This is a genomic window from Natronorubrum texcoconense (genome assembly GCF_900100335.1).
GTDB classification, from domain to species: domain Archaea; phylum Halobacteriota; class Halobacteria; order Halobacteriales; family Natrialbaceae; genus Natronorubrum; species Natronorubrum texcoconense.
Genome location: NZ_FNFE01000001.1, coordinates 953,970 through 975,809, shown reverse-complemented (window position 1 = coordinate 975,809; position 21,840 = coordinate 953,970). Strand labels below are relative to the sequence as shown.

At 62.6% G+C, this 21,840-nt stretch carries 18 protein-coding genes, 1 tRNA gene and 2 pseudogenes; 17 read left to right on the top strand and 4 right to left on the bottom strand.

Going from position 1 to position 21,840, the window contains the following annotated elements; translation table 11 throughout:
* Nucleotides 1–132: 132 nt before the first annotated feature.
* Nucleotides 133–2,532 carry a tRNA(Met) cytidine acetyltransferase TmcA gene (tmcA, locus tag BLT08_RS04570; RefSeq protein WP_090303576.1) on the bottom strand — a complete coding sequence of 800 codons (2,400 nt, stop codon included), beginning with the start codon at nucleotides 2,530–2,532 and terminating at the stop codon, nucleotides 133–135.
* Between the two features lie 381 nt (nucleotides 2,533–2,913).
* Between tmcA and rpl7ae the strand changes: the two genes are divergently transcribed.
* The 7 genes from rpl7ae to BLT08_RS04535 all read left to right on the top strand — a co-directional run bounded on the left by rpl7ae (nucleotide 2,914) and on the right by BLT08_RS04535 (nucleotide 9,092).
* Nucleotides 2,914–3,276, top strand: coding sequence for a 50S ribosomal protein L7Ae (gene rpl7ae, locus BLT08_RS04565; RefSeq protein WP_090303575.1), 363 nt, complete (start codon nucleotides 2,914–2,916; stop codon nucleotides 3,274–3,276).
* Between the two features lie 11 nt (nucleotides 3,277–3,287).
* Complete coding sequence (locus BLT08_RS04560; protein ID WP_006064297.1) at nucleotides 3,288–3,512, top strand: 30S ribosomal protein S28e; 225 nt, start codon at nucleotides 3,288–3,290, stop codon at nucleotides 3,510–3,512.
* A gap of 3 nt (nucleotides 3,513–3,515) precedes the next feature.
* On the top strand, nucleotides 3,516–3,956 hold the full coding sequence (locus tag BLT08_RS04555; protein WP_090303574.1) for a 50S ribosomal protein L24e: 441 nt from the start codon (nucleotides 3,516–3,518) through the stop codon (nucleotides 3,954–3,956).
* Entirely contained in the window at nucleotides 3,953–4,417 is a 465-nt protein-coding gene (gene ndk, locus BLT08_RS04550) for a nucleoside-diphosphate kinase (protein ID WP_090303573.1), read from the top strand. Before BLT08_RS04555 ends, ndk begins: the two co-directional genes overlap by 4 nt.
* A gap of 267 nt (nucleotides 4,418–4,684) precedes the next feature.
* Nucleotides 4,685–5,107 carry a DUF7344 domain-containing protein gene (locus BLT08_RS04545; RefSeq protein ID WP_090303572.1) on the top strand — a complete coding sequence of 141 codons (423 nt, stop codon included), beginning with the start codon at nucleotides 4,685–4,687 and terminating at the stop codon, nucleotides 5,105–5,107.
* Between the two features lie 196 nt (nucleotides 5,108–5,303).
* A complete protein-coding gene (sod, locus tag BLT08_RS04540) occupies nucleotides 5,304–5,906 on the top strand; it encodes a superoxide dismutase (RefSeq protein ID WP_090303571.1) in 603 nt (200 codons plus the stop codon).
* Nucleotides 5,907–6,053: 147 nt separating this feature from the next.
* Nucleotides 6,054–9,092, top strand: coding sequence for an FAD-binding and (Fe-S)-binding domain-containing protein (locus BLT08_RS04535; protein ID WP_090303570.1), 3,039 nt, complete (start codon nucleotides 6,054–6,056; stop codon nucleotides 9,090–9,092).
* Between the two features lie 117 nt (nucleotides 9,093–9,209).
* Here BLT08_RS04535 and BLT08_RS23550 read toward each other — a convergent pair.
* A pseudogene (locus tag BLT08_RS23550) lies at nucleotides 9,210–9,353 on the bottom strand (ATP-binding protein); the annotation flags it as partial.
* Between the two features lie 45 nt (nucleotides 9,354–9,398).
* Between BLT08_RS23550 and BLT08_RS04525 the strand changes: the two are divergent.
* The 5 genes and pseudogenes from BLT08_RS04525 to BLT08_RS04505 all read left to right on the top strand — a co-directional run.
* Nucleotides 9,399–9,662 (top strand): annotated as a pseudogene (locus BLT08_RS04525) (DUF5827 family protein); the annotation flags it as partial.
* 101 nt (nucleotides 9,663–9,763) lie between these two features.
* A complete protein-coding gene (locus BLT08_RS04520; RefSeq protein WP_090303568.1) occupies nucleotides 9,764–10,603 on the top strand; it encodes an ATPase in 840 nt (279 codons plus the stop codon).
* 178 nt (nucleotides 10,604–10,781) lie between these two features.
* Entirely contained in the window at nucleotides 10,782–11,900 is a 1,119-nt protein-coding gene (locus tag BLT08_RS04515; protein WP_090303567.1) for a thiamine ABC transporter substrate-binding protein, read from the top strand.
* Between the two features lie 9 nt (nucleotides 11,901–11,909).
* Nucleotides 11,910–13,799: an ABC transporter permease gene (locus tag BLT08_RS04510; RefSeq protein WP_090303566.1), complete on the top strand. Its 1,890-nt coding sequence runs from the start codon at nucleotides 11,910–11,912 to the stop codon at nucleotides 13,797–13,799.
* A complete protein-coding gene (locus tag BLT08_RS04505; RefSeq protein ID WP_090303565.1) occupies nucleotides 13,796–14,845 on the top strand; it encodes an ABC transporter ATP-binding protein in 1,050 nt (349 codons plus the stop codon). The genes BLT08_RS04510 and BLT08_RS04505 overlap by 4 nt, the downstream gene beginning before the upstream one ends.
* A 94-nt stretch (nucleotides 14,846–14,939) precedes the next feature.
* Here BLT08_RS04505 and BLT08_RS04500 read toward each other — a convergent pair whose 3' ends face one another.
* Nucleotides 14,940–15,518 (bottom strand): MBL fold metallo-hydrolase, encoded by a 579-nt coding sequence (locus tag BLT08_RS04500; RefSeq protein ID WP_090303564.1) that lies wholly within the window; start codon nucleotides 15,516–15,518, stop codon nucleotides 14,940–14,942.
* 147 nt (nucleotides 15,519–15,665) lie between these two features.
* Here BLT08_RS04500 and BLT08_RS04495 point away from each other — a divergent pair, with 147 nt between their 5' ends.
* The 4 genes from BLT08_RS04495 (at nucleotide 15,666) to BLT08_RS04480 (ending at nucleotide 19,140) form a co-directional block, all read left to right on the top strand.
* Entirely contained in the window at nucleotides 15,666–16,955 is a 1,290-nt protein-coding gene (locus tag BLT08_RS04495) for a helix-turn-helix transcriptional regulator (protein ID WP_090303563.1), read from the top strand.
* Nucleotides 16,956–17,052: 97 nt separating this feature from the next.
* Nucleotides 17,053–17,127, top strand: a tRNA-Glu gene (locus BLT08_RS04490).
* Between the two features lie 166 nt (nucleotides 17,128–17,293).
* Nucleotides 17,294–18,397 carry a tyrosine-type recombinase/integrase gene (locus tag BLT08_RS04485; RefSeq protein WP_090303562.1) on the top strand — a complete coding sequence of 368 codons (1,104 nt, stop codon included), beginning with the start codon at nucleotides 17,294–17,296 and terminating at the stop codon, nucleotides 18,395–18,397.
* A 272-nt stretch (nucleotides 18,398–18,669) separates the two neighbouring features.
* Nucleotides 18,670–19,140 (top strand): hypothetical protein, encoded by a 471-nt coding sequence (locus tag BLT08_RS04480; protein WP_090303561.1) that lies wholly within the window; start codon nucleotides 18,670–18,672, stop codon nucleotides 19,138–19,140.
* A 332-nt stretch (nucleotides 19,141–19,472) separates the two neighbouring features.
* Here BLT08_RS04480 and BLT08_RS04475 read toward each other — a convergent pair whose 3' ends face one another.
* On the bottom strand, nucleotides 19,473–20,699 hold the full coding sequence (locus BLT08_RS04475; RefSeq protein WP_090303560.1) for a tyrosine-type recombinase/integrase: 1,227 nt from the start codon (nucleotides 20,697–20,699) through the stop codon (nucleotides 19,473–19,475).
* A gap of 195 nt (nucleotides 20,700–20,894) precedes the next feature.
* On the opposite strand from BLT08_RS04475, the gene BLT08_RS22460 reads away from it, so the two are divergent.
* The gene (locus tag BLT08_RS22460; protein WP_139171266.1) at nucleotides 20,895–21,272 is read left to right on the top strand and encodes a hypothetical protein; all 378 of its coding nucleotides are present in this window, start codon (nucleotides 20,895–20,897) and stop codon (nucleotides 21,270–21,272) included.
* Nucleotides 21,273–21,840 lie beyond the last annotated feature (568 nt).

Here is a 21,840-nt window from a genome sequence, read left to right as displayed (position 1 = left end):
TGAGGCGTGATAGCGGCGGTGTTCGTTCCCCAGCATCTGGAGCGAGAACGTGTGGTCACGATGCGACCGACCGGGAATCGGTAGGCAGCTGGCGCCCGAAGTCGGCTCCCAACCGGCGCTCGGCGAACACGCTCACTTATCAGCGAACCGCGCTCGCTCCTTGAGCGCCGCATCTCCCCCGTACCGATCGACTAGCGGACGGAGTGCGGTGCCGAGCGCGCGCATGCACTGGCCCGTCGAGTGGTACGCGAGTCGCTCCGCGACGGTCGAGACGTCGCGACCCTGGAGCGCGCGCAGCACGAGCAGCCGTTCCTCGCGGTCGGTTAGATCGATGTCGGGCGGATTCTCGACGAAGTAGCGGACGACGAGTCGGCGGAACGGGGCGGGATCGACGTCGAACAGTCCGGGACCGTAGGCCGCGCCGGCGACGACCCGCCAGTCGTGCTCGGATAGCTCGAGCGGCGGCGCTGGCGCGTCGTCGACGGACCGCAGGAGTCGACGGGCCACGTCGGGATCGAGGTCCGACAGGGCGTCCGTACAGAGCGCCGGGAACCGGCGGGCGAACCAGTCCGCGTGGCGGTCGTAGAGGTCGGCTCCCGACTCGGTCGTCGGGGCGAGCATGAGCGCCGAGTACTCGCCGCTGGCGTCGTTGCGAGTCGTCGAGACGTGAACCGTTCGGTAGCCGTTTTCGCGCCAGAACTCGAGCAAATCGGGCGTTGCGCCGAACCCGGTGCCGAGCCAGTCGACCGTCTCGCGCGATCGCCGATCCCGTTCGACGTCCGAGACGCCTGGCGTCTCGCTCGAGAACTCCTCGCGGATACACTCGAGCAGCCGCGATCCCAGTCCGCGCGAGCGCACCGCGTGGTGGGTCGCGATGCGAACGACGCGGAGCCCCGCGGGTTCGCCCGCGGACTCGTCGCGTAACTGGCTCGTGAGCACGTCCGGGAGCATGTTTCCGCGAACGCGACCGCCGTCGTACATCATCGCTCGCGTCTCCGGCGAGAGGTTCCCCTCGCGAGCCAGCAGCGCGACGCTGACGACGCGGCCGCCGTCGGAATCGTCAGTATCGCCGGCGCCGTGGTGGACCAGCGCTCGAGCCTCGAGATTCGGCGCGTCGAGCAGCCGCGCGAGGTCGTTCGGCTCGGTGCGGTAGTGGGCGAGCACGAGCAAGCCGAACGCCTCCCTGAGCAGGTGTTCGTCCGCGAGCAGATCGTCCGGCTCGAGAGAGCGATACTCGACGGAGTCGGCTGTCGCGTCGGCGACCACCGACTCGACCGGCGGCCGGGCGTCGAGCAACAGGGCGCGAAAGGCCCAGACCTCGACGGGGTCGCCCGCGGCGTACCGAATCGGCTCGACGAGCGTTCGCTCGGCTACCTCGTGGTCGCTCTCCGCGAGTCGATCACGGAACCGGACCGAAAAGCCGCGGCCGGCCCCCTCGTAGCCGTGGATCGTCGTCGCGAACGCGACGTTGTCGGCTTCGAGCAGCGACTCGAGCATCGCAACCGGGAGCGCGGCGGCCTCGTCGACGATGACGACGTCCGCAGTCTCGAGTCGGGCCACGGCATCGGTCGGCTCGAAAAACCGGACACGGCCGCCGACAGCGGTCTCGAGACGCCGAGCAGTGTCGACGGCTGCGTCGACGTCTGTGAGCGTCCCGCAGAGCTCCCTCGCACGGTCGAAGATCTCGGCTGCGTTCCGCGATCGAGGCGCGGTAACGAGAACGTCCAGTCCAGTCGCGGCCATCGCACCCGCAGCCAGCCCCGCGGCGCTCGATTTGCCGCGGCCGCGGTCGGCCTCGAGGACGACGGCTCGTGGCTGGTTGCTTTCGGTCGCTTCTGGTGTTCCGGTCGCTTCGGTCGCTTCAGTGCCTGTCAGCAGCGACTCGAACGCAGCCACCGCGTCGACCTGGTCGCCCGTGAGACAGGCTTCGTACGTTTCGCCGGGGAACCGGGCGTTCGTCGGCGCCTCGAGCGACGGTTCCTGCTTGCGGCTGCATCGCGGTGCCGGGTTCGTCAGTCCGTCGTCGACGATTTGCTCGGCCTCGAGGTCGACGATTCCGATGCCGCGATGTGCGCGAAGCGTTTCGACGAGGCGCCGTCTGAACCGTCCGGTAACGTCCGCCAGCGAGAACGGCGGGACGGCGAGCGACTCGTCGAACTCGCCGCCGCGGCGATCGGGCCAGTCCTCGAGGCGTGGCGTGAGCAGGACCAGCAGGCCGCCGCCGTCGACCGCACCGACGACTTTGCCGAGCGCGTTCGGCCGGAGTCCGTCGTGGACATCGAGCGCGATCACGTCCCGAGTCGTTCCGAGGAGGTCGCTCGCGTTGGCCTGCGGGAGGTGTTCACAGCGCAGGCGGTCGTCGGGGCCGACGAGCGTGGTGGCCGTGATCGCGACCGGAAGGCTGTCGAGGATCGACTCGAGGTTGCCGTATCCCTCCTCCCGGTCGCCGGCGAGGACCAGCAGCCGTCGCTCGTTCGTCCCCGTCGCCTCGTCGAACAGCGACTCGGCGAGTTCGACGACATCCACGTCCATGTGGCCAAATTGGGGGCTCGAGAGTAATAGGCACCGGAGTGCAATCGACGAGCGAGTCGTCTGGAGGGGTGATCGGCGAAGCGCTCCGTTCGACCACAATCGACAACCCGAACCACCGGACGCCGCGCGTGGATTGGTCGGTTCGTCACACAGTCACGATTGTCTGTATCCTGTCTAATCGGCCCGTGTGGACCCGTCTCACAGCCCCAGTCGTTTGAACACGCTTTTAAGGGGGGCAACGCTACTGGCGTAGTACACCCTACGCGGGGTTGATGATGCTCCTAGCCTCACAGGACTTCCGCCGGAATCAGTTCGGCACGGGTGCCCAGCACCCGGACGGCAGGGGAGCGCGAGCCCACGTGTAGGAGAGGTGAACAACCAATGTCAGTCTACGTAACAACCGACATCCCGGCCGACCTCGCAGACGATGCCCTCGAGGCACTCGAGGTCGCACGAGACACAGGACGCGTAAAGAAAGGAACGAACGAAACGACGAAAGCGATCGAGCGCGGCAACGCCGATCTCGTCTACGTCGCCGAAGACGTCTCCCCCGAGGAGATCGTCATGCACCTGCCCGAACTCGCCGACGAGAAGGGCATCCCGGTCGTCTTCATCGAGACCCAGGACGACGTCGGCCACGCCGCCGGCCTCGAGGTCGGAAGCGCCGCCGCGGCGATCGTCGACGCCGGCGAGGCGGGCGACGACGTCGAAGATATCGCCGGCAAGGTCGAGGACCTCGACTGAGGTGATCAGAGATGAGTGCTGAAGAGGAAGAAAGCGGCTCTACGCCCGCCGAGGTCATCGAGATCGTCGGCAAGACCGGCATGCACGGCGAAGCCATGCAGGTCAAATGCCGAATCAAGGAGGGCGAGAACCAGGGACGAATCATCACCCGAAACTGCCTCGGGCCGGTCCGTGAAGGCGACGTGTTGCAGCTTCGCGAGACCGCTCGTGAGGCGGACTCCATCGGAGGACAATAACCAATGGTCGAGAAACGTACGTGCGACTACACGGGCGAAGAGATCGAGCCCGGCACGGGCATCATGTACGTCCGAAAGAACGGTAGTGTGCTCCACTTCGTCGACTCGAAGGCGGAGAAAAACTACAAGCTCGGTCGCGAACCGCGCGATCTGGAGTGGACCGAGGACGGTCGCCGTAACAAGGGGCCCGCCGAGGAAACCACTCCCGCTGCCGAGGACGACGATCAGGACGAGGTCGCCGACGCCGAAGCTGACGACGACCTCGAGACCGAGGAGGAAGCCGTCGACGAAGACGACGACTCCGAACCCGCCGGTGACGAGGACGTCGCCGAGGACGAGGATGTCGAAGGCGAGGCCGAGGACGCCGCGGAAGGCGACCTCGAGGACGCCGAGGACGGACAGGAAGACGACGGCGAAGCCGAAGAGACCGAGGCCGAACAATGAGCGACCACGAGCGGACCTTCGTCATGGTCAAGCCCGACGCATTCGCGCGCGGGCTCGTCGGCGAAGTTATCTCCCGACTCGAGGACCGCGGCCTCAAACTCGTCGGGATCAAAGTGATCAACATGCCCGAGGAGCGGGCTCAAGAACACTACAGTGAACACGAGGACAAGCCGTTCTTCGACGGCCTCATCGAGTTCATTACCGGCGGTCCGGTCGTCCCGATGGTCTGGGAGGGCCAGGACGCGACCCGTCAGGTCCGCCAGATGATCGGCGAGACCGATCCGCTCGAGGCAGCGCCGGGAACGATCCGCGGCGACTACGCGCTTGATCTCGGTCGAAACGTCGTTCACGCCGCCGACCACGAGGACGAGGGCGCGAACGAACGCGAAATCGCGATTCACTTCGACGACGACGAACTGATCGACTACGATCAGCACGACGCCGAGTGGCTCTACGAGTAGGACGTCGACCTCGTCTCGGATCGAACGCAGCGATTCGGACGGTTGATTTCTTCGTTTTCTCGCGTATCGTGGACAGTCGACACGAAACGGAGACGGTCGAGAGCCCCCGCGATCCCGTTGGGGCGGCCACCACTCAGTAATTATACTCGATATTATATTGCGGAGAATGTACATGTGTTTTTCTAGGTAGACGTAACATCTAATGTGACGGCTGTAGAAGGGACGGTTGGTGGTTTCGAATGGTAATACACGGTAGGTGGTTCGTGGATGCGTGAAACCGAGCGAGAGTCGACGAAGATCACGGCCGAGGTGACGCCGTCGCTCGATCTGATCTTCGATCTCCTCTCGAACCGCCGTCGGCGGTACGCGCTTTACTACATGCACGACCAACCGGACGGCGTCGCGACACTCGGCGAACTCGTGACCGCCATCGTCGCCCTCCAGCAGGCGGACTCGAGCGAGGAGGCGGCGATACCAGACGAAACCGACACGGGCGACGAAACCGACTCCGAAGCGAACTACGACCAGCGGCAACTGCGAATCCGAACGGAACTGAAGCACACGCACCTGCCAAAACTCGAGGATGCCGGAATCCTCGACCACGACCGGCGCAGCGAGACCGTTCGATACTGGAACCAGCCCTCGCTCGAGGAGTGGCTCGAGCACGCAAAGCACAAGGAACGCTCGTAGCTCGCTGTCGCCCAGATCTCGATCTCCGACGTTGCTGAAAGCTTTAACCCTCGACCCGTGGTGGAACCATCGGTGGCGGCGTCTCACACGAAACGAACCACACGAGGGGAGCCCGTTCGCCTGTGCGGTGTGATACCGTTTCTCTCCTCAAAACTTAACAGGCGAGATGCAGATACAACACTACAGGTGAATTCCAATGACTGACCACGAACTTCCACCACTACCGTACGATTATGACGCACTGGAGCCATCGATCTCCGAACAGGTCGTGACCTGGCATCACGACACCCATCATCAGGGCTACGTCAACGGTCTCAACTCCGCCGAGGAGACCCTTCAAGAGAACCGCGAGTCGGGCGATTTCGGCTCGACGCCCGGCGCCCTCTCGAACGTCACCCACAACGGCTGTGGACACTATCTCCACACGCTGTTCTGGGAGAACATGTCGCCGAACGGCGGCGGCGAACCCGAGGGCGACCTCGCCGACCGCATCGAGGAGGACTTCGGCTCTTACGAGGGTTGGAAAGGCGAGTTCGAGGCCGCCGCCGGCGCCGCCGGTGGCTGGGCTCTGCTGGTCTACGACCCGGTTGCCAAGCAGCTGCGTAACGTCGCGGTCGACAAGCACGACCAGGGCGCACTCTGGGGCTCCCACCCAATCCTGGCGCTGGACGTCTGGGAGCACTCCTACTACTACGACTACGGTCCGGACCGCGGCGAGTTCATCGACGGCTTCTTCGAGGTCGTCAACTGGGACTCGGCCGCCGAGGAGTACCAGAAGTGCCTCGACCACTTCGAGTAACGTAGCTGCCCGGAGACGCGACGACTCGGCAATCTCGACGTTTTTTTGAGACACGTTCCCGGTAGCCGCGCCGCTAGTCGGTCGCAGCCGGCGACATCGAGTGAGGATCACACGCACTGTTTTGGTTCTCGGTGGTCGAGTGCCCGTATGGCTACGGAACGAGTCGGCGGCGAGGACCGGCTACTCGAGCACACGTCGAGCGCGGACGCGAGCGAGGTCGACGGCGGGGCGACCAGCGCGGAGAGCGACCTCGCGGCCGCCCTCGCGGTCGCGGTCGACGGCGACGTCCGCTTCGACGAGTACACCAGAGTGCTGTACGCGACCGACGGGAGCATCTACGGCGCCCAGCCGGCCGGCGTCGTCTTCCCGCGGGACGGCGACGACGTCCGTTCGGCGCTCCGCGTCGCGGCGGACTACGGCGCACCCGTCCTCCCTCGCGGCGCCGGCTCTTCGCTCGCCGGCCAGGCGGTCGGCCCGGGCTGTATCGTCCTCGACCTGTCCCGGCACATGAACGACATCCTCGAGATCGATCCGGACGACCGGCGCGCCACCGTCCAGCCCGGGGTCGTTCAGGACGATCTCGACGACGCGCTCGAGACTCACGGCCTTCGCTTCGCGCCCGACCCGGCGTCGTCGAACCGGGCGACTATCGGCGGCGGCATCGGCAACAACTCGACGGGTGCCCACTCGGTCCGCTACGGCATCACGGACGCCTACGTCGAGGAGTGCGAGGTCGTTCTCGCGGACGGCTCGCTGATTCGCACGCGGGACGTCGTCCTCGACGGCCCGGAGTGGAACGAGATCGTCTCGAAAGACGACCGCGAGGCCGAGATCTACCGAACTGTCCGGTCGATCGTCGAGGACAACGCCGACGAGATCGAGGAGCGGTATCCGACCCTCAAACGCTGTGTCAGCGGTTACAATCTGCAGAAGGTGCTGCGAGAGAACGAAGCAGGCGAGGACGTGCTCAACCTCTCGAAGCTCATCGTCGGCGCGGAGGGGACGCTGGGCGTCGTCGTCGAGGCCGAACTCTCGCTCGTCACGCGCCCCGAGAAGACAGCGCTCGCAGTCTGCTGTTACGACGACTTACTCGAGGCGCTGGCCGCGGTGCCCGAGGCGCTCTCCCTCGATACCAGCGCGGTCGAGCTGATGGACGACGAGGTGTTCCGGCTGGCCGCGGAGTCGCCGGAGTACGCCGAGTACGCGGAGCCGATTCCCGACGGCACCGCGGCGGTCCTGATGGTCGAGTTCGACTCGGAGGTGGTCGACGATCTCGGTGAAGCACTGTCGAACGCGACGGCTCGCCTCGTCGACGACGGGACCGCGTTCGACTCGATCGAGGCGCTCGAGCCCGAGACGCAGGACCGACTCTGGAAGCTTCGCAAGGCGTCGATTCCGCTCCTGATGAGCATGGACGGCGATCCGAAGCCGTACCCGTTCGTCGAGGACGCCTCGGTGCCGCCCGAGGAGCTCGCCGAGTACGTCGCGAGCTTTCAGGAGATCCTCGCGGATCACGACACGACGGCGGCCTACTTCGCACACGCCGGCGTCGGCACGCTGCACATCCGGCCGGTCCTCAATTTAAAGGACGGAGACGGCGTCGAAAAAATGCGCTCCATCGCCGAGGACGTCACCGACCTCGCGCTCGAGCACAACGGCGCGTTCTCGGGCGAGCACGGCGACGGGCTGGCGCGGACGGAGTTCAACCCGAAGCTGTACGGCCCCACGCTCTGGCAGGCGTTCAAGGACGTGAAATCCGCCTTCGATCCGGATTGGCGGATGAACCCGGGGAAGGTCGTCTACCGCGACGATGACCCCACGGATATCAGAGAGCACCTCCGCTACGGCCCCGACTACGCCTCGCTCGAGCCCAAAACCGCACTCGATTTCGACGACGACGGCGGCTTCTCTCACCTCGTCGAACTCTGTAACGGCTGTGGAACCTGTCGCCAGACCGACGGCGACGTGATGTGTCCAACCTACCGGGCGACCGAGGAGGAGATCGCGACGACCCGCGGGCGGGCCAACCTGCTCCGAGCGGCGATCAGCGGCGAGATCGATCCCGAGGAGCTCTACAGCGACCGGTTTCAGGAGGAGGTGCTCGACCTCTGTATCGGCTGCAAGGGCTGTCAGAGCGACTGTCCAACCGGCGTCGACCTCGCGAAACTCAAAGCCGAGGTGAAACACCAGTCCCACGAGCGCAACGGAACGACGCTCCGCGAGCGCCTCTTTTCGAACGTCGATCGACTCGCCGCGGCCGGGAGCGCCGCGGCGCCGGTCGCCAACCGCGCCACGAACCTGCCGGGTGCACGGACGGCTCTCGAGAAGACGGTGGGAATCGCGTCCGAGCGAACGCTCCCGGAGTTTCAGCGGAAGACGCTGGTCGACTGGTTCGCCGACCGAGAGTCGACCGTCGACGCCGAAACGGCCGACGCGGGCGTCGTCCTCTTCCCCGACACGGACACGAACTACTCGAACCCCGCCCCCGGCAAGGCCGCCGTTCGGGTCCTCGAGGCCGCGGGCGTTCGCGTTGCAGTCCCCGATCTCGGACCGACCGGCAGAGCGGCGTACTCGAAGGGGTTGCTCGACGACGCCGCCGATCACGGCGAAGCGCTGCTCGAGAGCCTCGAACCCGCCCTCGAGCGAGGCTGGTCGGTCTGCTTCGTCGAACCCTCGGACGCCTCGATGGTCGTCGACGAGTACCGGTCGCTGCTCCCGGACCGCGTCGACGACGAGCGACTCGAGCGACTCGTCTCGAACGCCTACGGCGTCTGCGAGTATCTGGACACGCATCGGTTAGACGAGCGGCTTCCGGTCGACCACGGGGACGCACGCGAGCGAGTGACCTACCACGGCCACTGCCACGAGAAGGCTCGCGGCGCGGACCACCACGCGGTCGGCCTGCTCAGGCGCGCGGGCTACGCCGTCGACCCCGTCGATTCGGGCTGCTGCGGGATGGCTGGCTCCTTCGGCTACGAGGCCGAACACTACGACCTCTCGCGGGCGATCGGTGACCTGCTCCGCGAGCAACTCGAGGCGAGCGCGGCCGAGGCGGGGACGGCGAACGGGGATGGAACCAGGGTCGTCGCACCGGGGACCTCCTGTCGCACCCAGATCGGCGACTTCGAGTCGTACGACCGACCGCCGCATCCGATCGAACTGCTCGACGCCGCGCTCGAGGCCTAACGTTGTCTCCGCGGGTGCACTCGTCCGGTTACGACGAATCAGCGGAGCGGTAGAGCGACCGAGCGGGTCGAATGAGTTGAGCGAATCGAGCGAATCGGACGACTCGAGGTCGGCGATTTGCTGGACGATACTGAGCCCGAACCCGGTGCCCTCGTCTTCTCTGCTGTACCCTCCTTCGAAGGCTCGTTCACGCCGGTTTTCCGGGATCCCACAACTTCGATGCCACAGGGATACTACCAACCGACGGCCGCGTCGACGGATCGGGAACGAACGATTTAGGCGTCCGAGACCGATAGCACCCAGTAGATGCCCGTTTCCAAGTCCGAGTTCGACAGCCTGCCGCCGTGTGACTTCTACACGCCCGCGGAGTTGCTCGAGGCCGACCAGATGTACACCGTCTACGAGATCGCCCGTCTCCTCCAGGGGCTCGATCCCGACGCGGAGATCGACCAGGGGACCGAGGACGTCCTGCTCGACTGGACGATCCCGTGGATCATGACCAACGCCGACGATCTCGTCGTCGCCGAACCGCGTTCAGACGACGAACCCGCCCATTACGGGCTGAAAGAGGAAGAGGAGAGCGACAGAGCCGACGCCGACGAAAGTGACGGTGACAAAACGGCCGCTGACGAGAGCAACGGCGACGATACCGACGCCGACGACGACACCGAATGATCCTCCTCGTGGTCGGTGCCGACCGCGTCGACGCCGGCAAGACCACGTTCTCGGCGGGGCTCCTCGAGCGAACCGGGGCCGTCGGCTACAAGCCGCGCGCGGGCAACGACTACTGGTTCGACCACGACGACTGCCGGTCGGCGCTCGCCCACGGTCGGCTCTACGGTAAGGACGCCAAACGGCTCGCACGGGCCGAAGCACGCGGTCGCGAGCCCGAACGGCTCAACCCGGCCCACCGTCTGTGGCGGCCCACGCCGGACGGCGGAACCGGACTCCTCGGCAGGTCAGATCGGGAGTTCCTCGTCGACCGCGTCGGCCGGCCGAGTGACGGCGATAGTGTACCGACGTACGTCCGCAACGCGACCGCGGAGATTCCGGACGTCGTCGCCGACGCGCTCCCGCTCGAGGACGCCATCCCCGTCGAGACCGTCGGCGAGTTCAACGAGCTCGCCGAGGAACGGTACGTCCCTGCGTTCGAACGACTGGCGGCCGAGATCGAATCGACCGACGTCGCCGTCGTCGAATCCTACGGCGACATCGCCCAGCCGCTCCAGTCGCTCGAGCACGCGGCGATCAGCGCCGTCGCGGCCGTCGAACCCGGACAGGCGCGGATCTACGACGGCGATCGGTACTGCCGCGCCTGCGAGATCGCCAGTTCGAGCCCGAAAGACGGCGCGCTCGAGAAACGCGTGCCCGACGTGCTCGACTACCTCGAACCGCTCGAGCGGGTTCGGCTGCCGGCGCTCGGGGGCGAGGCGCGGGACGATCCGGCGCAGATCGCGCGGGCATACGAAGAGGCCTACGACGCGATGCTCGAGGCGGCCCAGCGGGTCTGAGAAGGGGTGGCACTGCCGAACAGCTGTTTCACCGTGTGAGGCCCGTTATCGGATCAATTCTCACGGAACGCCCTCGTATCTTCGTTATCCAGTACCGTCGAAACCCGTCGGTTCCGGTGCCAGAAGAAGCAATTTCAGTATCAGAGGGGTTAAAACCACCCAGTGAAACAACCGTGTAATGAGACGACGAACGTTCGTCGGTGCAATCGGTAGTGGGGCCGCGCTCGGACTCGCCGGGTGTCTGACGCAGGACGGTGACGAATCAGACGATTCGAACGGCGATCCCGAACCTGAGGAGTTGGATCTGGAGGGAACGCTCGAGGTCGTCACCTACGAGTCGATGATCGATGGCGACAACCCCGCCGGCCCGTGGCTCAAGGAGGCGTTCGAGGAGGAGTACCCCGACGCCGAACTCGAGTGGGTACAGCTTCCGGATCAGGGAATCGGACACTACATCAATCAGGCACAAGGTGGGCAGGAAATCGACGCCGACGTGTACTTCGGGCTGAACATCGACGATCTCGTGAGCGTCGATGATAACCTCGAGGAAGGAGGGCTCTTCCGCGGACTCAACGCGGATCGGATCGAGCGCTCGAGTCGGATTCGCGACGGGCTCGACATGGGTGACCCACACGACCGCGTGCTCGCCTACGACACCGGATACATCAGCCTCGTCTTCGACGAGACCGAGGTCGACGAGCCCGAGACCTTCGAGGACCTGACCGAAGCGGCGTACGAGGACGCCCTGATCGCTCAAAACGCCCAGACCTCGGATCCCGGACAGGCGTTCTTGCTGTGGACGATCGACGCGTTCGGCGAGGACGGCTACCTCGACTACTGGCGGGACCTCCGGGAGAACGGCGTCCGGGCCATCGAGGACTGGTCGGAGTCCTACTACGGCGCGTACATGAACGAGGAACGGCCGATGGTCGTCTCCTACTCGACCGATCAGGTGTTCGCCAGCGCGGAAGGGAACGACCTCTCGCGCCATCAAATCGGCTTCCTGAACGACCAGGGCTATGCGAACCCGGAGGGGATGGCGATCTTCGAGGATGCCGACAGCGTCGATCTCGCCTACGAGTTCCTCGACTTCGTCCTCTCGAACGACGCCCAGGCCGAGATCGCCGAGCGAAACGTCCAGTTCCCCGCGGTCGAAGACGAGTACGTCGATCTGGACGACGAGTTCGATCAGTACGCACACGTCCCGCCGGAGGCGGTGACGGTCGGCTACGACGACCTCCGCGGGAACCTCGACGAGTGGGTCGACGACTGGGCGCGCGAGTTCGCCAGCCAGTAATCGCCGGCCGTGTCCGCCACAGGTCGCGTCGCAGCGGGTCGCGTCCGCGCGTGGCTCGAGCGCCACGCAATCGGACTGACCGCGCTCGTGACGGCGGGAATCCTCGTCGTCATGCTGTACCTCCCCGTCGGCGTCGTCTTCGTCGAGGCCGTCCTCGAGGACGGAACGCCCACGCTGGGCCACTTCGCCGACGTGCTGACGGATCCGTTCTACTTCGGGATTCTCGCGGACGTCTTCGCAGAGCCGCTGGCGATCGGCACGCATCTCGGCTCCCTCGCGGGCTGGCTCGCCGCGATTTCGATCTCGCTGACGCTCGAGTATCCGCTCCCCGGCGTCGACCTCCCGGTGCCGTGGCTCGCCGTCGACACGCCCGGCGTTCGGAAGGGGCTGTTCGGCTTTACGGCCTATCAGGCCGCGCTCTCGACGGTCGCGAGCGTCGTGCTCGGGTTGCCGGCCGCGTACGTCCTCGCGAACTACGAGTTCTACGGCCGGCGAACGCTCCGATCGCTGACGATCCTCCCGTTCGTGATGCCCGGGATTCTGGTCGCGGTCGGCTTCTACGCGATGTTCGGGCGAGCAGGGACGCTCAACGGACTTCTCGGGACGGTCGGTCTGGGACCGTACGCGTTCATCGAGACGAGTCCCCTGGCGATCGTGATCCTCGCCCACGCGTTCTACAACGCGCCGCTGGTCGCCCGGCTCACCGTCGCCGCCTGGGAGTCCGTCGACGCGCGTACCGTCGAAACGGCTCGCAGCCTCGGTGCGAGCGAGCGTCGGGCCTTTCGGGACGTCGTCGTCCCGCAACTCGCCCCGGCCGTCCTCACCGGCGCGCTGTTGACCTTCATCTTCACGTTCATGACCTTCCCGATCGTGCTCGCCCTCGGTGGGCTGCAGCTCGCGACCGTCGAGGTCTGGATCTACGACCGTATCCAGCGACTCGACTACGCCGAAGCCGCGACGCTCGCGATCCTCGAGACGATCCTCTCGCTCGGGCTGACCTACGCTTACCTTCGCTACGAGTCCGCACAGACGGGGTTCGCACGGGCGCCGTCGCCGCCGCCGAAGGAGCGACTCGTCCCCGACCTGCGGACCGCTCTCTCTCCGCGCCGCCTTGCGATCTTCGGCTATGGGCTCGTCGCACTGGTGCTTTTCGTCGGTCCGATGGCGAGTCTCGTCGTCGGCGGGTTTACCGACGGCTCCGGCCTCACGCTTCGCAACTACTCATTTTTACTCGAGCGCCAACTCGAGGGCGCGAGTTTCCAGACGCTCCCGCTGCCGGCGATCCGGAACTCGCTGCTATTCGGGGTTGCGACGCTCCTGATCGCCGTACCGATGGGCGTCGTCATCTCGGTGTTGACGGCCCGAACCGGCCGCAGCGGGACGATCGTCGACACCCTCGCGATGCTTCCGCTCGCCGTCAGCGGCATCGTCTTCGGGATCGGGCTCCTGCAGGGGCTCGTGTTCGGCATCCCGCTGCCGGGCGGCTGGCGCTTCCAGGTGACCGGCGCCGTCGCGATCGTCGTCGCGCACGCAGTCGCGGCCTATCCGTTCGTGACGCGGAACGTCTCGCCGCTGCTGACGAATCTCGATCCGGCGATGACCGAATCCGCTCGCGCGCTCGGCGCCTCGCGATTCCGGGCGCTGTTCGACGTCGAGCTGCCCCTAGTCGCGAACGGCATCGTCGCCGGCGCGGCGTTCGCCTTCGCCATCTCGATCGGCGAGTTCTCTTCGACGGTAATTTTGGCCAGCGGGGGCGAGAGCTACACCATGCCCGTCGCCGTCGAACGCTACCTGGGCCGCCGATCCGGTCCCGCCATCGCCATGGGAACGCTGCTATTGGCCGTGACCGCAGCGAGTTTCGTCGTCATCGACCGTGTTGGCGGGAGGTACGAACTGTGACCGAGCTCCGACTCGAGGGGGTCTCGAAACGCTACAGGGCAGGAACGGACGAGACCACGACGGCCGCGCTAACAGATGTCGACCTCACCGTCAGGGACGGCGAGTTCTTCACGCTCGTCGGCCCCTCGGGCTGCGGGAAGACGACCACGCTCAGAACGATCGCGGGCTTCGAAGAGCCGACCGACGGGACCGTCTCCTTCGACGACGAACCGATGGCCGGTGTGCCGCCCGAGGATCGCGATGTCGGCGTCGTCTTCCAGAGTTACGGGCTCTTCCCGCACCTGAGCGTCGCCGAAAACGTCGGCTACGGGCTCCGGTTCCGGGATCCGCCGGGCGGGGTGAGCGTCGACGAGCGCGTCGCGGAATTGCTCGAACTCGTCGACCTCGAGGGGATGGGCGACCGAGCACCCGACCAGCTATCAGGAGGGCAACAACAGCGGGTCGCCCTCGCTCGCGCGCTCGCGCCGGCACCCGACTTGCTCCTGCTCGACGAGCCGATGAGCGCGCTCGACGCCCGCCTCCGGGAGTCGTTGCGCCGCCAGCTTACGCGGATCCAATCGCGACTCGATATCACGACCATCTACGTCACGCACGATCAGGAGGAGGCGTTAGCAATTTCGGACCGGCTCGCGGTGATGAACGACGGGCGGATCGAACAGGTCGCCTCGCCGCAGACGATCTACCGCGAGCCGGAAACCCGATTCGTCGCCGAGTTCGTCGGCGACAACAACGTCTTCGAGGGGACCGTCGTCGCTCGAGACGGCGACCGCTGCTCGGTCGACGTCGGCGGGAAAACGATCGCGATCCCGGCGGTTTCGAACGGGGCGGAGCGGGTGCACTTTTGCGTCCGAGCGGCCGCGTTGTCGCCCGCCGTCGAGCAGAATCAGTTATCGGTCTCCGTCGAGACCAGCGAATTCCGCGGGGAGACCGTCCGCGCGTACGGCCGGTGGAACGGCGTTCCGATCGTGTTACAGCTCGAGGAGAGTCCAGCGGACGAGATCACTGTCGGATTCGAGCCCTCGAGTGTGCACGTGCTGGAACCGTGACGGTCCCGCAGTCGGAACGAACTGATCGAGTTCGGCCGTGGCGTCGAGCCCAATTCGATGCCGGCGGATGGACGCTGTTTCGGCGGTCCGCGACTCAGGCCTGCCGGGCCATTCGGGCCGACAATTCGACGTGATCGTACGGGTTGTTCGTCACGCTCGGGCCGTGTCCCGTGTGCATCTCCGCGAGTCCCTCGTCGATCCGCTCGAGCAGCCGATCGATGCTCTCGATCAATTGCTCGCGGTCGCCCTCCTCGAGGTCGGTGCGCCCGAAACTCCCGTTCTGGAAGACGAGGTCGCCCGCGAAGAGGATGCCCGCGTCGGCCGCGTAGAAACAGAGGTGGTCGTTCTTGTGCCCCGGCGTGTGGAGGGCGACGTACTCGTCGTCCCCGAGTCGGATCGTCTCCTCGTCCTCGATAGCGTGATCGACGCCGTCGAACGAGATGTCGTATCCCCACGCGTCGACGTCGAAGGCGTCTGTAACGGCCTCGAGGTTGCCGACGTGGTCCCGGTGCGTGTGCGTGAGCACGACGGCGTCGAGGTCGTCGACTCGATCGCGAACGGCGCTAACGACGTCGAAGTTCGCCCCCGGATCGACCAGCACGGTTCGCTCGCCGTCGACGAGGTAGACGTTGCTCGTGAACACCTGGACGCCCTGCGCGAGATTGGCGATCATGGCCGTGGCTACGCTATCGACTGGTTTGTGCGTATCGACACGCTTCGACCAGCGGTATCTCCGCTCTCGATCGACGATCTCCCGATGACCGATGACGGGTTCCGGTATTCACAAGCATTTTTAGCTCCGCCACGTAGTGGTAGACGAATGAACCGGTCGGTTTCCGTCGCCATTGTCGCCCTCGTCGTTATCGGTTTTCTCGCCGGCAGCACCGGTGTCGGGGTTCCGATGGCGATGTCCGTCGCCGGTGTCGGCGAGAGCGCCTCGTCTCAGTCGGTCCCAGCGACGCAGTCGACCGTTCAGGGCTCGAGTACAACCGACACGATGGCTGACGAGTCGATCGCCGGTGACTCACAGGACTTCGACACGACGACGTTCCAGATCACCGTTCACGAAAACGGCAGTGCAACGTGGACCTTCCAGCACGAACAGCGCTTCGACACCGAAAACGAGTCCGAAGAGCGCGCGGCCTTCGAAGAGTTTGCCGAGGAGTTCGAGGAAGAAGAGACCGGACTGTACGAGCGATTCGTCACGCGGACCCACGGGATGACCGAAAGCGGCGCCGAGACGACCGACCGGGAGATGGAGGCGACGAACTTCAATCGGTCCGCGACGGTCGATGATCGGTTCGGAACTCGAGGGATCGTCGAGATGTCGTTCACCTGGAACGGTTTCGCGAAGGCCGAAGACGGGACCGTCGAAGTCGGCGACGTCTTCGAAGGGATGTATATCGGCTCGGATCAGTCGATCGTGATCATCGCCGGCGACGGCCTCACGTTCGATCGTATCGGGCCCGAAGACGAGGCCCGGCCCTCACACAACACGCTCGAGAACGCCGACTCGGTGCTATGGCAGGGCGAACAGCAGTTCCTCGACGGCAATCCGCGCGCCGTCTTCGTCACGGAGGGTGCGGGCGGCGGAAACGATGAGACTGGCTCGGCCGTTTCGGCGATCACGAACAGCGACGACGCGGCGTGGCACCTGGCTCTCGGCGCCCTCGTCGTACTGGGGGTCGGTGGCGCCGCCGTCTGGTACCGACGTCAACACTCTGGATCCGGGACCGACGATCGCACGGCCGCCGCCGGCGCCACGACGCAGTCGAACGTCACGTCAGCCGAGCAGACGGATTTGGACACAGCGCCGCCGTCCGCAGGCGAGAGCCATGGCGACGACTCGACGAACGGTGCCAGCCCGCTGACCAACGAAGAACTGCTCACCGACGAGGATCGAGTCGTCAGACTCATTCGCGAGAACGGTGGCCGAATGAAGCAGGTCAACATCGTCGAGGAAACGGGCTGGTCGAAGTCCAAGGTCAGCATGCTCCTCTCCGATATGGAAGAGGAGGGGACTATCAGCAAGCTTCGCGTCGGCCGCGAGAACATCATCAGCCTCGAAGGATTCGAACCCGAGGCAACTAAATCTCCCTTCGAGGAGTGACAGTCGTGTCACCGTTCATATCTGTGGTACGTCGGGACAGTGACGGATCGAAACGGAATCCTTAAACTGTCCTCCACACAATTATCTGATGTCGCACGCTCCGTTGGTGTAGTCCGGCCAATCATATTGCCCTCTCACGGCAATGACTAGGGTTCAAATCCCTGACGGAGCACTTCTCCCCGACGCCGTCCCGTGATTTTGAGCCCGTGCTAACCTCAAGTAACCATGGGACTCGAAGTCAATTCGATTCACATAGTCGGGCCATCCCGGCGCCGTCTTGCGATTAGCGAATTTGGACAGGCAATCCGATTAGCATTGCTCGATACGAGGGTCCAGAGATGGATCTGAGCGACTTCGCCCTCGTTCCCGGGCCGACCGAACAGCGACTCGGGCAGCGCCAGCTGGTAGACTATCGCAGTGAACGTGAGGACTGTCTCCGATGGCTCCTCTCGTTCGGCAAGGATCCCGAGAAGGCAGAGGGGTACGCCGAGACCACCGTTGGCTCACGTATCTACCGGATGGATCATTTCTACCGGTACGTGTGGGACGAGCAAGACCACTACACCACCAGCATCACTCACGACCACGCCGATGCGTGGATGCGAGAACTCGCATACGACGACTACAGCGATGCCCACCGAGACTGCTGCCAGAAGGCCGTGATGATGCTGTTCAAATGGCGCGCGCACGAGCGCGGTGGCGACGAATGGGACCCCGAGATACGGTTCAGCTCCGGCAGCAAGACGACCGTACCGAGGGACTTTCTCACTCGAGACGAACGGAAGCTCGTTCGGGAAGCTTCGCTCGAGCACGGTAGCGTTCCACACTACAACAACGTCACGCCAGACGAACGCGATCGTATGAAAGCGTATCTGGCACAGCGATTCGAGAAGCCAAAGACAGACGTCACGAAAGCGGACTGGGACCGTGCCAACGGCTGGAAGATTCCGAGCCTCGTTGGTGCCAGCCTTGACGCCGGCCTCCGGCCGATCGAAGTCGGTCGTGCAGTGACCTCGTGGGTCGACCTCGAGAACGGAATCTTTCGTATTCCGAAAGAAGAGAGCTCGAAGAACGAAGGACACTGGCGTGTCAGTCTGAGCGACCGAACGATCAAGATGCTCGACCGCTGGTTAGATCAACGAGCGACGCACGAGTTGTACGACGGTCGTGACGAGCTCTGGTTGACTCGAGAGGGGAACACCTACGGATCGTCGACGCTTCGGCGGCTGCTTCACGACCTGTGTGACCTCGCCGGCATCGACTACGAAGACCGGCAGATGAGCTGGTACACGATTCGCCACTCGACAGGCACGTACATGACTCGAGAGGAGGATCTGGCAGCAGCACAGGCACAGTTGCGTCACAAGAGCCCCGAGACGACGATGAAATACGATCAGGCACCTGTCGAGGATAGGCAAGATGCTTTGAACCGCATGGGGTAAGGTTGGCTCGTATGATATACCATTAGTTGTAATACGATCTCTTTATTCAGAGTGCGGCGAGAGGGTCGGGTTCAATATGGGGAGGGAGTTACCGGAAAGGACGTCATCCTTCAGCTATCATGAAAAACAGCGTGCAAGACTTAGAGAATGTATTCAGCAGTTCAGTTTCGATCAACGCCAGCTCAAACCACATCATCAAATAACAGAGCTTAGAATCTGCTCAAGCTGTTTCACAGACAAGAACCAAGTACTACAACTCGTTATAATTCTCCATGGCTAACAGAAGTTCGAATCGGTCAGCCAAACTTCGAGACGAAGCGGACATCAAGTACGATATTGATATGCCGTTCTCAAGTCGTGACTCCGAGATACTTCTTATAGAACAGAATGACGACGAAGTAGAGGTAATCGTAGGCAATATCCCAGAACCATCCGGCTACAACCTTGACAGGAATTATCCGGAGAACTTAGAGGACGAGGAAAACATGCGACGCCACACAGTCGCAGAATGGATTGTGGAGGAGACAACGGAAATGTTCACTGACTACGAATGGGAAACATCCGAATATAAATCTAATAACCCAAACTACCACTTGAGAGATGTTTACTTTACTTGTGATAAAGATGAACTTGACAACGCAGTCTTGACCGCAAAAACATTTCTTGCTGAAATTGAACGAAAGGCACTCTCACATGCTAAGCGGTTTGATCGTACCTATAACAGCCCGACTGATGACCTGTAACTGGGGGAAAGATGACTAAACTAACTCTCAACACGGTCAATTCCCTTATTGTCTGATCCGGCGACCTCGATCCGGACCACGCTGAGCGCGGCATCGACGCCATCGGGTGTGATCGACTGTAGCCGGTCTGTCCCTACTCTTTTCAGTGTACACCTGCAGTGTACATGTGCACCGACAGTGTACGTTAGTCGAGCTATCTCTATTACGTCCCATGATTATCTGATCAGAGTTTATGTACGGGGCGTACCCCACTAAGTGAGACAGCAATAGCGTAGAGATCTACGGATTTAGCATAGGAAAGCACGCCACGACAATACCTCAGTGGTAGAATTTTAGGCGATACGTCGGAGATGATTACGGACATCTTCGTCGGGCGGATGGATGTAGCGCATAGTCGATTCAGGCCGTTTGTGACGCATTTGTTTACGGACTTCCTCGTGACTGTCGGCTTCTTTGGCGAGAGATGTGGCCAGTGAGTATCGCAGACTGTACCATGAGATATTTCGGTCACTGTGATCGATCCCGGCTTCATCCATGATGTTCCGAAGGTTTCGGCCGAGCGGACCCGGAGAATATGGGTTGCCTTCTCGAGTGAGCCAGAGAGCATCAGTATCGTCGTATTTCGGCAGGGAGTTTCGTTGCTGGAGCCAGCGTCGCAGCACCTTTGCCGTCCGCTCCGTAATCGTATTGGTCCACGTTTGATCGTTCTTAGCGGCGTCATCCTTCGGGATCTCGATTTCCGGTGCCGAGAGCTTAAGCCACTCTGTACTGGCTCTCTCTATTTCAACCGGTCGGGCACCGATATCGAGAGTAACCATGATGATCGATGGCCACATCCAGCATCGGTTCACGTCTTCCCAATCGCTTTTCGTAACTTCCTCTTTCGGCTTCCCAAGACGTTGAGCGAGTTCGCCCTTGATTCGGTCTCTCTCTTCGGGAGTGCAGTTGTTGTAGCGCTTTACCGTTTTGTACTCGAGTACAGCTTCACGAATGAGACTTCTCTCATCTCGTTTGATCGGATCTGCCACTCGAGTACCGGCATCTGCCTGAAAAAGCGTGGCCGGTTCCCACTCCTTTCCATTTCGCTGGCTCGATCGAAATCGGAAGAAACTCAACAGGGTGCAGACCTGTTTTTTCTTTGAGCTTCCTGCGTATGGCTGACCGTTTTCCTTTCGGATCTCGTCGTCTCGTAGCTGCTCGAGGTACCAGTCTCCCATCTCGGGGGAGATCTGCATCGTATAGCCACGAAACTCGTTCCAGAGCTCCGGAAGAATACGGCAGAGTCGTTGAACGTAGTTATTCGCTGTACTCCGACTGTGTCCTTCCAATTGCCATTCGTCTCTACTTATGCCCTGTTTGCGCATCCAGCGATACCAGTCGGACAACTCCGATACAAAGTCTATAGCCTGTCGAGGGCCGAGTTCGTCAATCGTTTCTGCTCGGATGAGCTCGCGGACGTCAAAGGACGCATCTGTTTGACTGTTCTTCGCGGCAGCGGTGGGTGGTTTTCTATTAGACATTTTTGAGATCGTCAGTTCACTGGTTTCGGTGCGGTTCATCACTCTAGTCACACGTTGGGGAGTGTGCGGGTGGCTGCAGTTTTCTTAGTTGAGCATAGGCGTCGATACGGAGGGAGGTCTTAAACGGGCTGACGTCCACTCCTTGGTAGTAACACGCCAAAATTAAAGTACGATAATTCTCTACACCCCCTCTCCCCAAAGGATTATTTTAACACGTCGACACGGTTCAGATCCATGAACGATATCGACCTCAATCAATACCGAGACCGTGCAGGTAGTATAGAGATTGTAGTTTTGCTGTCGGAGTCAGAGAGACAGCGACAAGAGCTAATTCGCGGAATCAGGGCATCGGAATCGGCTATCGATAATCGGCTCGAAGAAGGTAGGCGACTAGGTGTAATCGAACCAGTTGCAACAGTTTCCTCGAGTAGTAGGTACAGACTTGCTGATGGTTTTAACCCCAGAGAGCACATCCCACCGATATATTTCAAGGAACTTCTCCCATATACGCACTCCCGTGAAATCCATAGAGATGATCTCAACAATTCTTCGAACGACGGTGGCCATACAGACGCTCCCGGAGGGAGCAGTATAACTACCAACTGGAAATAATCGCCACAGGGGAGAACTCGTCCCATGGGTTGAGCTGAAGGGTCAGCGTCTAATTTGAGGTCGTTGTCCGAACTGTTGCTTGCTCGGTTCGGTACCAGTCACTACTTGGCTTCACTAACTCTGTTGAAACCCTAAAACGGAGATTGGTTTCAGGAGTCATGCTGGATACAAGGTGCGAATGTGACACAGACTGAGAGGCGATCTGCGAGGGTTGATGATTGGTCAGTATGAGCGGAGGCGTTACCGGAGCAGCTACCCACCTCTTGGATAGACGTCAGAAACGACCTACTGAATATAGAGGATGAGGCAGTACGTTGGCTTCACTTGTTTCACACGGATAGAAGTGAACCATCCGCTCACTACACGTGCGAACTAAAACGGTTAGACTCAGAATTTGGTCTTCACCTATTTTTTGAGTTCGATAGCTTCTCTGCCTGTGCTGAGCGATCTCCACTGTCGCAACTTAAGCCGACTCTCGTGCGGCATTCGCGCTCTGTATCTTGCACGGCAGCGAGAGCATCTAATGCAACTGGCAGAAAGTCCAGCGGTCAGTACGCGTTACATGGCA

Bases quoted from the DNA above. Each gene is read 5' to 3' on its own strand.
- BLT08_RS04515 (WP_090303567.1), top strand. From the start codon at position 10,782: ATGAGACGACGAACGTTCGTCGGTGCAATCGGTAGTGGGGCCGCGCTC.
- BLT08_RS04535 (WP_090303570.1), top strand. From the start codon at position 6,054: ATGGCTACGGAACGAGTCGGCGGCGAGGACCGGCTACTCGAGCACACG.
- sod (WP_090303571.1), top strand. From the start codon at position 5,304: ATGACTGACCACGAACTTCCACCACTACCGTACGATTATGACGCACTG.
- BLT08_RS04475 (WP_090303560.1), bottom strand. From the start codon at position 20,699: ATGAACCGCACCGAAACCAGTGAACTGACGATCTCAAAAATGTCTAAT.
- BLT08_RS04555 (WP_090303574.1), top strand. From the start codon at position 3,516: ATGGTCGAGAAACGTACGTGCGACTACACGGGCGAAGAGATCGAGCCC.
- BLT08_RS04545 (WP_090303572.1), top strand. From the start codon at position 4,685: ATGCGTGAAACCGAGCGAGAGTCGACGAAGATCACGGCCGAGGTGACG.
- BLT08_RS04520 (WP_090303568.1), top strand. From the start codon at position 9,764: ATGATCCTCCTCGTGGTCGGTGCCGACCGCGTCGACGCCGGCAAGACC.
- BLT08_RS04500 (WP_090303564.1), bottom strand. From the start codon at position 15,518: ATGATCGCCAATCTCGCGCAGGGCGTCCAGGTGTTCACGAGCAACGTC.
- ndk (WP_090303573.1), top strand. From the start codon at position 3,953: ATGAGCGACCACGAGCGGACCTTCGTCATGGTCAAGCCCGACGCATTC.
- rpl7ae (WP_090303575.1), top strand. From the start codon at position 2,914: ATGTCAGTCTACGTAACAACCGACATCCCGGCCGACCTCGCAGACGAT.
- BLT08_RS04495 (WP_090303563.1), top strand. From the start codon at position 15,666: ATGAACCGGTCGGTTTCCGTCGCCATTGTCGCCCTCGTCGTTATCGGT.
- BLT08_RS22460 (WP_139171266.1), top strand. From the start codon at position 20,895: ATGAACGATATCGACCTCAATCAATACCGAGACCGTGCAGGTAGTATA.
- tmcA (WP_090303576.1), bottom strand. From the start codon at position 2,532: ATGGACGTGGATGTCGTCGAACTCGCCGAGTCGCTGTTCGACGAGGCG.
- BLT08_RS04560 (WP_006064297.1), top strand. From the start codon at position 3,288: ATGAGTGCTGAAGAGGAAGAAAGCGGCTCTACGCCCGCCGAGGTCATC.
- BLT08_RS04480 (WP_090303561.1), top strand. From the start codon at position 18,670: ATGGCTAACAGAAGTTCGAATCGGTCAGCCAAACTTCGAGACGAAGCG.
- BLT08_RS04485 (WP_090303562.1), top strand. From the start codon at position 17,294: ATGGATCTGAGCGACTTCGCCCTCGTTCCCGGGCCGACCGAACAGCGA.